Annotated in this window: 3 protein-coding genes; all 3 read left to right on the top strand. The window is 66.3% G+C overall.

The window, feature by feature from the left end; translation table 11 throughout:
- Nucleotides 1–385: 385 nt before the first annotated feature.
- Genes NX862_RS10720 through NX862_RS10710 form a run of 3 tightly spaced genes read left to right on the top strand, consistent with a single transcriptional unit; the run spans nucleotide 386 to nucleotide 12,192 of the window.
- Entirely contained in the window at nucleotides 386–5,479 is a 5,094-nt protein-coding gene (locus NX862_RS10720) for a DEAD/DEAH box helicase (protein WP_264493898.1), read from the top strand.
- 3 nt (nucleotides 5,480–5,482) lie between these two features.
- Nucleotides 5,483–8,215: a DEAD/DEAH box helicase gene (locus tag NX862_RS10715; protein WP_264493897.1), complete on the top strand. Its 2,733-nt coding sequence runs from the start codon at nucleotides 5,483–5,485 to the stop codon at nucleotides 8,213–8,215.
- 2 nt (nucleotides 8,216–8,217) lie between these two features.
- Nucleotides 8,218–12,192 (top strand): Eco57I restriction-modification methylase domain-containing protein, encoded by a 3,975-nt coding sequence (locus tag NX862_RS10710; protein WP_264493896.1) that lies wholly within the window; start codon nucleotides 8,218–8,220, stop codon nucleotides 12,190–12,192.
- Nucleotide 12,193: the final 1 nt, after the last annotated feature.

Genomic DNA, 12,193 nt, shown 5'->3' with positions numbered 1-12,193 from the left:
GGCCGCACCTTTGCTTTTGGGGGACTGCCTTACCCAATGACCTTCGTGAAATGGATGTCGAGGGCTGTGAGGCGTTTCAGGAGAGCGATACGAACCTTGATCGCCCCGAGAAGTCAATCCATTGCCAAGCCGGAGCGCTCTTGCGCTTCGTAGCCATGTACCGAAGGGGCATCCGGGAAGACACGTTCGCGCACCGGAGGCCTGTCTTTCAACAATCACACGAGCAGCCATCAGCAATGCCGGGCAAGATGCCCTGATCCAAGCCCGCCCAGGCCTTGGGTGACAGAAACGGTCGCACGTTCCGCGCGGCCTTCAACGAGGGGTTGCGCGGCGACCGGCTCTGGGCTCATATCCCAGAGGGGATTGATATCTGGGGGATTTTACCGTGAAGGCCTTTGACCTCGACCGCAAGGTCCTTGAGAGCTACCAGGGCTTCTCCCGCTCTTTCAGCACGATCCGCGCGCCCGACATCGCCTCCGCCGTCGATGCACAATATGCCGAGGGCCGCTTTTGGCCCGACGCGCTCTTGTCGCTGAACCCGGCCTTCAAACGGGGCAAAACCTCGGATGAACTGGCCGATTCTGGGGTGATCCTGCCCGAGACGGCGCAGGTCTTTCGGGCGGGCGGCGCGCCCTTTACCTTTCACCTGCATCAGGAACAGGCGATCTCTACCGCGGCACAGGGGAAAAGCCTTGTGGTGACGACCGGCACCGGCTCGGGCAAAAGCCTGTGCTTTTTCGTGCCGATCATCGATGCCTGCATCCGCGCCCGCAAGGCCGGCGAGGGCGCCAAGACCCGGGCGATCATCGTCTATCCGATGAATGCCCTGGCCAACAGCCAGCTGGGCGAGGTCAACAAGTTCCTGACCGAGTCTGGCCTGCCCGACGACATCCGTCCGACCGTCGCCCGCTATACCGGCCAGGAGAATGCCGAAGAACGTCAAGCCGCAGCGGCCAATCCGCCCGATATCCTGCTGACGAACTTCATGATGCTGGAACTGCTGCTGACCCGGCAAGATGCGCAGGATAAGACCGTCATCGCCAATGCCAAGGGCCTGCGCTTCATTGTCCTGGATGAACTGCACACCTATCGTGGCCGCCAGGGGGCGGATGTCGCGGTCTTGGTGAGGCGGCTGCGCGACCGGACCGGGGCAAAGGCGCTGTCGATCGGGACCTCTGCCACCATGGCCAACGAAGGACGCGAGGTCGAGATTCAGGCCACCGTGGCCGCTGTCGCCTCCAAGATCTTCGGCGCCGACATCGGCGTGGATGCGGTGATCGGCGAAAGCCTGCGGCGAGCAACCGATGACGCGATCTCGCTGGAAAAGGTGATGCCCTACCTTGCGGCGGCCATGGGTCCCCTGCCCGATCACTTGCCAGATGCGGTCTTGCGCCAACACCCCTTGGCGATCTGGTCCGAAATGGCGCTGGGTCTGGACAATGACGGCGCGTTGAAGCGGCGCAAACCGGTGGCCTTCGGGGACGCGGTGACGCTGCTGTCCCAGGCCTCGGGCATCCCGGCCCAGACCTGCCGACCCGCGCTTGAAGCCTTCCTGACCCGCGCCTCGCTGCCAGAGCACGCCCGCGGTGGCACCCATGACCGCGCCTTCCTGGCCTTCAAGCTGCACCGTTTCATCTCGGGCTCGGGCGAGGTCTTCACGACCCTGCGGCCCGCGCCGCGCAACGTTTACCTCGAAGGGCAGCTGAACGACCCCAAGGCGCCGACCGACCGCCTTTATACTGCGCGTTTCTGCCGGGAGTGCGGCCAGGAATTCTACCCGGTCACCCGCGCCGAAGAGGACGGCCAGGCGATCTATTTGCCCCGGCCCATCGACGAAGAGCCCCGCAACGACGGAGAGGTGGTTGCGGGCTATCTGATGCCCAAAGGCACGGAGGACCAGCTTTTCGACGGCTCTGCGACCAGCCTGCCCGAGGATTGGCAAGAGCTCCGCCCCTCCGGCCCGGCGGTGAAACCCTCCCGCCGGGACCGCGTGCCCTTGGCGCAGAACGTCACCCCCGACGGAAGGATCACGGATGAAGGTCAGCCTTTCTGGTTCCTGCCCGGCCGCTTTGCCTTTTGCCCCGCCTGCCACGACCAGCCCTCGCCCAATTCCCGGGAACGTTCGAAACTGGGCGGCCTCTCGGCCGAGGGGCGCAGCTCTGCCACGACGACGATTGCCACCGCGATCCTGGAGGCGTTGAACGATCCCGACCAAGCGATCCCAGAGGCCAAACGGAAGCTCCTCGGCTTTACCGACAACCGCCAGGATGCAGCGCTGCAGGCGGGCCATTTCAACGACTTTCTTTTCGTCAGCCTGTTGCGCGGCGCTATCCTGCGGGCCGTTCAGGATACAGGGGGTCTCGAGCCCGAGGACTTCGGCCGGCGTGTCGCCAAGGCGCTGGGCTTCACCAGCCAAAATGCGGCCCGGCGCGGCTATTGGATGGCTGAACCCGAAAAACTCGGTCAGGCGCGGCTGGATGCCGAAAAGACGCTGACCCGCGTCCTGTCGCACCTGGTCTGGACCGACCTGCGGCGCGGCTGGCGCTTTACCAACCCCAGCCTTTCGGTCCTGAAGCTGATCGGGGTCGACTACCCTGCCTTGGCTGACCTGTGCCACGAGACAGCACGCTTTGACGCGGTTCACCCGGCACTGGGCGCGCTGAAGCCCGAGGCCCGCAAGGCATTTTGTCGGGCGGCGCTGGATGTCATGCTGGAAGCCTTGGCCGTGCAGACCGAGGACCTGAACCCGCTGCATCTTGACCCCTTGGCGCAGAAATCCCGCCACGAACTGCGCAGCCCTTGGTCGATGGAGCGTGACCAGGACCCGCGCCAGGCCTCTGCGCTGATCCTGAACCCGCCCGGCAAGGCCGATACGCGGCTGCGCGACGAGGTGACGATCCTGCGTGGCGGGGCAAGGTCGCGGATCGGCAAGGCGATCAATCAGGCGAAATGGTTCGGCGAAAAGCTGAAAGCCGACGATTACCTGGACATGGTCGAGCGCCTGCTTGCGCTTCTGCGCGAATATGGCCTCTTGACCGATGTCATGACCGGCCTTGACCTCCCGGGCTGGCAGTTGGCCCCCTCCGCGGTGCGGCTGGTGCCCGGGCCAGCGCTGGCCGATCCAACCACCAAGGGCAACGCCTATTTCCATGACCTTTACACCGGTATCGCAGGGGGGCTTGGCCGCGGCGAAGAGCGTTTCCTTGGGTTCGAGGGTCGGGAACACACAGCCCAGGTCACGCAAAAGCTGCGGCAATGGCGTGAGGCGCGGTTCCGCCGCGAGACCGCCGATCTTGCCTATCTGAAAGACCCCAAGAACCTGGCCGAACTGGCGCCCGACCGCGAGGCCGAAAGCTTCCTTCCCGCGCTCTTTTGTTCGCCCACCATGGAGCTTGGGGTGGATATCTCCGCCCTGAATGCGGTCTATCTGCGCAACGTGCCGCCGACACCGGCCAATTATGCCCAGCGCGCAGGTCGGGCCGGGCGCTCCGGCCAGGCGGCGTTGGTCGTCACCTATTGCGCGGCGCAAAGCCCGCATGACCAGTATTTCTTCAACGACCGGCAGGCCATGGTTGCGGGCTCTGTCCGGGCGCCCGCGTTGGACATCACGAACGAACAGCTGATCACCTCGCATCTGCATGCCGTGTGGATGGCCGAAGCGGGTCTGGTCCTGGCCGCCGACATCCCGCATATCCTGGACCTGACGCTTCCCGGCGCCCCCCTGCGCGCCGAGATCGCAGCAACGGCCCAGGCGCCCGAGCTTCCTGCCAAGGCGATCCCCGCCATGACCCGCGTCCTGACCCAGGTGATGGGCGAGACCCTGCCGCCCTGGATGGAGGACGCGCAAGCCTTCGTGGCCCGGGTGGCGGCCGAGGCGCCCAGGATGCTCGACCACGCCTTCGACCGCTGGCGCGGGCTTTATGGCAGCGCCCAAGAACAGTTGAAGCAAGCCAACGACCGGTCGATGCAGACCGGGCTTTCGGGTGCCGACCGCCAAAGGATCAAGGCGGCCCAGGCCCAGGCCAATGAACAGCTGGGGATCCTGGAACAGGGCAAGCAAAGCAATGGGTCGGATTTCTATTCTTACCGCTATCTTGCAACCGAGGGCTTCCTGCCGGGCTACAACTTCCCCCGCCTGCCACTTTACGCCTGGGTTCCCGGCGCGGGTGGCGCAGGTGCCTTCTTGCAACGCGCCCGCTTTTTGGCGATTTCGGAATTCGGACCTCGCAGCCTGATCTATCATGAAGGCCGCGCCTACCGCGTGCACCGCGCGAAACTGGCGCCCGGGGCGGCTTCGGATGACGGGACCTCGCTGTCGACGCAGCGGATCATCATTTGCCCGGAGTGCGGCGCCGCGCATGAGGACGACCGCGAGCTTTGCCACGCCTGCGGCACGCCGTTGGTCGGCGCGCCCGAGATCAAAAAGGCCCTGCGCATCGACAATGTCGAAACCCTGCCGGCAGATCGCATCACCGCCAACGACGAAGAGCGTGTCCGCCAGGGCTTCGAGATCCAGACCGTCTTCGCCTGGGCCTTGCGCGATGGGCGGCGCGACACCTGGAAGGCGCAGGTCCATGCCGATGGCGCGCCGCTTTTGGCGCTGCAATATGGCCAGGGTGCCGAGATCAGCCGATTGAACCTCGGCCTGAAACGGCGCGCCAACAAGGACCTCACGGGCTTTGGCATTGATCCGCAATCGGGCCGCTGGGTGGCCCTGCCCGGCGAAGGCGAAGAAGAACCTGCCGCAGCTCCCGACCAGGCCAAGGCGCTGCGCATCGTCCCCATCGTCAAGGACAACAAGAACGCGCTGCACCTGCGGTTTGCCGGCAAACCGCCCTCGGCGGGGGTCATGGCGACCGTGCAACAGGCGCTGTTGCGCGCCATCGAGCGCAGCTTCCAGCTGGAAGAGGGCGAGATGCTGGGCGAGCCTCTGCCCGCCCGCACCGACCGCCGGGCGCTTTTGTTTTACGAGGCGACCGAAGGCGGCGCCGGTGTCCTGGCGCGTCTGGCCCAGGACCCTTCCGTCCTGCCCGCGCTCGCCCGCGAAGCGCTGAAAATCATGCACCTGGACGGGATCGAGGCGGCCATCGCGGCCAAGGATGCCAGCCTTTTGGTCGAAACCGATGTGCCCTGCGTCAAGGGCTGCTATCGCTGCCTTTTGTCTTACTTCAACCAGCCCGATCACGAGTTGATCGACCGCACCGACACCGAAGTCCGCGCCTTGCTGATCGCTTTGGCGCGGGGGGACCTGCGTCCCGAGGCCAAGGCGGCCCCCATGGGCGATATCCCCCCGCCTGACAACAAGCCACTGACCCTGGCCGGGCTCTCGCTGACGGCCTGGCGCAGCCACCGCCTGGCGCTTTTCCCCGCCCCGATCCCGCCCGAAGCCCAGGCCGAGGCCGACGAGCGCGGCTGGACACTTCTTGCCCAGACCGGGGATGACCTGCCCCCCGGCCTCGCCGATCTGTTGAAGGACTGACCCATGGGACATCGTTTCTCGCCTGGAGACCTGGTTTTCGCCCGTGGCCGCGAATGGGTGGCTTTGCCCTCGCCCGCGGATCACCTCTTGGCGTTGCGCCCCCTGTCGGGCAGCGAAGAGGATGCCGTTCTGTTGGACCCAAGGTTGGAGATCACCGAGGTCAAACCCGCCCGCTTCGACCTGCCGGTGGATGCCATCCCCACGAGGTCGGAGCGTGCTGGACTTCTGGCGGATGCCTTGCGCCTGACCCTGCGGCGGGGCGCGGGTCCCTTCCGCTCTGCCGCCCACCTGACCTTCGAGCCGCGGGGCTATCAGCTTGTCCCCCTGATGATGGCGCTGCGCCTGCCCGTGCCGCGGCTGTTGATTGCCGATGACGTGGGGATCGGCAAGACGATCGAGGCGGGGTTGATCCTGCGCGAGTTGATCGACCGGGGCGAGGTAGATGCCTTTGCCGTCCTGTGTCCGCCGCATCTGGTGGAACAATGGGTGCGAGAGCTGAAGAACCGCTTTGGCATAGATGCGGTTGCCGTGACCTCCTCCTCCGCCGCGCGGCTGGAGCGGGGCTTGCCACTGGATCAGACGCTGTTCAGCGCCAATCCCTTCACGGTCGTGTCGCTGGACTACATCAAGGCGGAAAAGCGCCGCGAGGATTTTGCCCGCGCCTGCCCGGATTTCGTCATTGTCGACGAGGCGCATTCCTGCACCGGCACGACCCAGGGTCGCCACCAGCGATTTGCCCTGTTGCAAGGTCTGGTGCGAAAGGAACAGCGCGCCCTTCTCCTGCTGACCGCCACGCCGCATTCGGGCGACGAAGAAGCCTTTTCGCGCCTTCTTTCGCTGATCCATCCCGATTTCGCCGTGGCGCGTTTCGACGACGCGAAATACCGCGAACGCCTGGCCCGCCATTTCGTCCAGCGCCGCCGCGTCGATGTGACGACGCCGGAATGGGACGAGGGCCGCACCTTCCCGCGCCACATGTCCACCGACGCGCCCTATCGTCTGAACGCCGATCACCGGCTGTTTCACGAAGCGGTGCTGGATTACTGCCTCGGCGTCGTGAACCGCGCGGGCGAGGGCCAGCGCGAAAGACGCCTCGCCTTTTGGGGGACGCTCGCCATCATGCGCTGCGTGGGGTCTTCGCCCGCAGCCGCGCTGTCGGCGCTGCGCACCCGGGCGGGGGCCGAAGAGCGGCTTGAACCGCAGATCTATGACGACGAGGACGATGAAGACGGGACTGATGTCGAACCCGTGCCCTTTACCGGCGATGCTGACCTTTCCCGTCTCCTGTCCCTGGCCGAGACCCTGAAAACCGCTCCCGACCCCAAGGTCCAGGCGTTGGTCTCGCTGTTGAAACCGCTGATCGCCAAAGGCGCCAACCCTGTCGTCTTCTGCCGCTTTATTGCGACGGCCGACCACGTGCGCGATGCGTTGCGCAAGGCCTTTCCCAAGCTGGAGATCCAGGCCGTCACAGGCGCGCTTACCCCTGACGACCGCCGCGACCGCGTGGCTCTGATGGGCGAGGCGCCGCAGCGCCTGTTGGTCGCCACCGATTGCCTCTCCGAGGGCATCAACCTGCAACAGCATTTCGACACGGTCGTGCATTATGACCTGTCCTGGAACCCGACCCGCCATCAACAGCGCGAAGGCCGCGTCGACCGCTTTGGCCAGGCGGCCGAAGAGGTCCATTCGCTCCTGATGTTCTCGCCCGACAGCGCCATCGACGGGGCGGTGCTGGACGTCATCCTGAACAAGGCCCGCGCCATCCAAAAGGCCACGGGCGTCACCGTCCCCCTACCAGACGAGCGTGGCCCAGTGACCGATGCGCTGATGGCCGCCATGATGCTGAAACGGGGGCACAAACAGATGGCTTTCGACCTGCGGCTGGAGGATGGAACCCAGGCCATGGCGGTTCGCTGGCATGACGCGGAGGAAAAGGAAAAACGCTCCCGCACGATCTTTGCGCAAAACGCCATGCGCGCCTCCGAGGTCCTGCCGGAATGGCAAAAGGCCCGAGACCTTATGGGCGACGGCGCGGCGGTTCTGGGTTTCGTGGGCTCCGCGCTGAAACTCTTCGACGCGCCGATGACGGCGCGCAAGACGGGCTTCGAGGCGCCCTTGCCCCACTTGCCGCAAACTCTGCGCGAAAGGCTGGAAGAACGCGGGTTGAAAGGCACCAAACGGCTGGCGGTATCCGAGCCCTGCCCCTCGGATGCCACGCTTCTGACCCGCACCCATCCCTTGACCGAATGTCTGGCCGAAGCGCTGGTCGAAGGCGCTTTGGACCCCAAGTCGCTGCCCGACCTGGATATGGGCCGCATCGGCGCCTGGGAGACGGCTGCGGTATCCCGCCTGACCCGCGTCGTTCTGCTGCGCCTGCGCTTCAAACTGACGATCCACGGGCGGCGCGAACGCCTGCTCTTGGCCGAAGAGGCCGCCATCGTCGCCCTGCAAGGCGCCACGATCATCGCCACCGCAGACGCCGCCCGCGCCTTGATCGCCGCCCCGGTCAGCGGCGAGATCGCCCCCTCGGCCCGTGACCGCCAAATGGCGCTATCCCATGCCGCCCTGGCCGAGCTGATGGCCCCCATCTCTGCCCATGCCCAAGCCAGGGCCGAAACGCTGCTTGAGGACCACGGCCGCCTCCGCCAGGCCCTGGGCGTCACCCGCGTGACCGTCGAACCTGCCCTCCCGCCCGATGTCATCGGCCTCTTTACCCTTCTGCCGTCCGAGGACTGACCATGGCCCGCAAACCCTCTTCCGCCATCGTCTGGCCCTCCCTGACCCTCGAAGGCAACCTCATCGCCCCCGCGATGCTGGCCGAGATCACCGACCCCGAAACCGCAAGCGCGCGCGCCGAAAGCTACGGCCTGCGCAAGGGCTTGACGATCCGTGAGGAAATCTCCCTCGCTTTCCGCATCGGCCAGGCCCATTTCGACGACTTCGCGAAACTGTCCCTGCCCGCGCCCGAGGCCACAACCCGCTTCCTGAAAGGCCTGCTCTCCGAGGCCTTCGGCTTCCACGACCTGACCCCTGCCGCCTTCCCGCTGGCCTTGACCGCCGGAGAGGGCCGCGTCCCCCTGGCCGTCGTCCCCCCCTCGGACGCGCTCGACAAACGCTCCCCCTGGCTGTCCGAAGACCGCCCCCGCTCTGCCGCCTTCGCCGTCCAGGACCAGCTGAACGCCCATGACGAGGCGCTTTGGGGCCTCGCCTCCAACGGCCATACCCTGCGGCTGATGCGCGACAATGCCTCGTTGACCCGTCCCGCCTATGTCGAAGCCGACCTCCGCCAGATCTTCACGACCGAAGACATCGCCTCCTTCACCGCGCTTTGGCTGTTGATCCACCGCTCCCGTTTTGGCGCAGCCCAAACCCCCGCCCCCGACTGCGCCCTGGAACGCTGGCGCGACGAGGGCACAAGGGCCGGCGAAACCGCCCGCAACCGCCTGGCGGGCCAGGTCGAAGAGGCGCTGAAACTGCTCGGCACCGGCTTCCTCGATGCCAATCCCCAGCTGCGCGCCGATGTCCTATCGGGCAAGATCCCCCTCACCGACTGGTTCAACGAGCTCCTGCGCCTGGTCTACCGCCTGATCTTCGTCATGGTGGCCGAGGACCGCGACCTGCTGCACGCCGAAGCCACCCCCCAAGACGCCCGCGACCTTTACCTTCAAGGCTACTCCCTCACCCGCCTGCGCAAGCTTGCCACCCGCCGCGCCGCCTGGGACCGCCACACCGACCGCTATGAGACCACCCAGATCGCCTTCCGCGCCCTCACGCGCGGCGAACCCCGCCTTGGCCTTACCGCTTTGGGCGGCCTCTTCTCCCCCCTCGCCGAACACCACCTGCGCGGCGCCAAACTGCAAAACCGCGCCTATCTGCACGCCCTGTGGAAGCTCTCCTGGCTCTCAGACGGCAATGCCATGGTCCCCGTCAACTGGCGCGCCATGCAGACCGAGGAGCTGGGCTCGGTCTACGAATCCCTCCTTGAACTGCAACCGCAGCTGGACGGCGCCCGCCTGACCTTTGCCACCGAAGCCGCCGAGACCCGGGGCAACCAGCGCAAGACCACCGGCAGCTATTACACGCCCGACAGCCTGGTCCAGGCCCTGTTGGACACCGCACTGAACCCTGTCCTCGACGCCTGCTTTGCCAAGCCCGACCCCGAGAAAGCCCTGCTGGACCTCCGCGTCATCGACCCCGCCGTGGGCTCGGGCCACTTCCTGCTGGCCGCCGCCCGCCGCATCGCCACCCGCCTTGCCCGCTACCGCGCCGGGGGCACCCCCTCCGCCGCCGACTTCCGCCACGCCCTTCGCGATGCCGCCCGCGCCTGCCTGCACGGCGTCGACCGCAACCCCATGGCGGTCGAACTCACCAAGGTCGCCCTCTGGATCGAGACCGTCGATCCCGGCAAACCGCTTGGCTATTTCGACGCCCAGATCCGCTGCGGCGACGCGCTGCTGGGCGTCTTTGACCTGAACGTCCTGCAACTGGGCATCCCCGACGAGGCCTATGCCCCCCTTGCCGGCGACGACAAACCCACCGCCAAATACTACGCCAAGGCCAATCGCGATGCCAAGGACGGCCAGGGCGACCTTCTGGGCGCCTCCCGCCGCCTGCCCGCCACCCGCCCCCTCGCCACCGAATACACCGGCTTTCGCAACCTGACCGAAGACACCGTCGAGGAAGTCGAGGCCAAGTCCCGCCGCTATGCCCAACTGCGCGCCGACCCGACCTTCCACAAATATGAGACCGCCTGCGACCTTTACGTCGCGGCCTATCTTCTGCCCAAGACCGGCGGCCCGCCGCCCTCACGCGGCGCCCGCCTGGTCCCCACCTCGGAGGACCTCTGGCAGGCGCTGGACAACGGCGCCGTCTGGGGCCCGCTTCTGGGCCAGGCCTCGATCGCCCGCACCGCCCGCGCCTTCCACTGGCCGCTGGAATTCCCCGACGTCTTCGCAAATGGCGGCTTCGATGCCGTCCTGGGCAACCCGCCATGGGAGCGGATCAAGCTGCAAGAGCAGGAATTCTTTGCCACCCGCTCTCCGGCCATCGCGGGCGCCGCAAACAAGGCCGCGCGTGAGACGCTGATCAAGGCCCTGGCCCTGGCCCCCGAGGGCAGCCCCGACCGCGCGCTTCACGCCGAATTCGTCACCGCCAAGCGCATCGCCGAGGCGACCTCCGCCTTTGCCCGCACGCCCGAGGTCGAGGAATTCGTGGGCCGCGACCGCAAGGTCACCACCCGCCCCGTCGGCGGCCGCTTCCCCCTGACCGGCCGGGGCGACGTCAACACCTATGCGCTGTTTGCCGAACACTTTGCCCGCATGACCGGACCCCAGGGCCGCGCCGGGGTCATCGTGCCCACCGGCATCGCCACCGATGCCACGACCGCGCCCTTCTTTGCCCATCTGGTCGCCAAGCGCCGCCTGGCCCGGCTGGTCGATTTCGAGAACCGCGCCGGCCTTTTCCCCGCCGTCGACAGCCGCATGAAATTCTCGCTTCTGACCCTTGGCCAGGACGAGGGCACGGCGCGCTTTGCCTTTTTCCTGACCGACCCCGCCCAACTGGCCGAGCCCGAGCGGAACTTTACCCTGACCCCCGGCGCCATCGCCCGCCTGAACCCCAACACGAAAACCGCCCCGGTCTTCCGCAGCCGCAAGGACGCCGAACTGACCGCCCAGATCTACGAGGCCGCCCCGGTCCTGATCGAAGAATCCAAGGGCGAGGCGGGGAATCCGTGGGGTTTCACCTACATGACGAAAATGTTCGACATGGCGGACAGCAGCCACTTGTTCCGCACCGCCACGCAGTTGCAGGCCGAGGGTTTTGCCCGCGAAGGTGCCAATTGGGTGCGCGGGTGGGTGCGTGAGGATCACGCACCCTACGAGGCCCCGCCGCTTGAAACCTGGCTTCCCCTTTTCGAAGCGAAGATGGCGCACCAATTCGACCACCGTTGGGCAGGATATGACGAGTCCGGCGAGATGGTCGAATTCGATGTCCTGAAAAAGGCCTCACCCGATTTCGAGCCCCCGCCCCGTTATTGGATCGACGCCGCCTTGCGGGACGCCCGCGCGGAATCGATGGGATGGCGGCGGAAATGGCTCACCGGATGGCGAGACATTGCCCGCGCAACTGACGAACGCACCCTGATTGCCTCATTGGTTCCCGATGTTGCGGTGAACCACAAGATCCGGCTGTTTTTTCTTCCGGCGGCACCGCAGGTTCAGGCGGCCTTCACCGCTTGCCTGAACTCGCTTGTGGTTGACTACCTCGCCCGCCAGAAGGTCAGCGCGACGACCCTGGCCGTTTTCATGATGGCACAACTCCCCATCCTGCCCCCCAGCTTCTACACGCCCGAGCGGTTGGCTTTCCTCACCCCCCGGGTGTTGCGGCTCACCTATACCTCCCACGCGCTGGCGCCCTTTGCCCGCGACCTGGGCTATGACGGCCCGCCCTTCGCCTGGGACGAGGCCAATAGGGCAAATCTGCGCGCCGAGCTCGACGCCTTCTTCGCCCGCGCCTATGGGCTGGCCCGTCAGGACCTGGCCTATATCCTCGACCCCGCCGAGGTCATGGGCCCCGACTACCCCTCCGAAACCTTCCGCGTCCTGAAGGAAAAAGAGACCCGCCACCACGGCGAATACCGCACCCAAAGACTGGTCCTGGCCGCCTGGGACCGGATGGTGTCGGATGGATCATTTGCAAAACTGGAGTTGTGAC

The organism is Stagnihabitans lacustris (assembly GCF_025950525.1).
In the GTDB taxonomy this organism is placed as follows: domain Bacteria; phylum Pseudomonadota; class Alphaproteobacteria; order Rhodobacterales; family Rhodobacteraceae; genus Stagnihabitans.
Note: the sequence above shows the minus strand (reverse complement) of the source record. Positions and strands in the feature narration are given on the sequence as shown.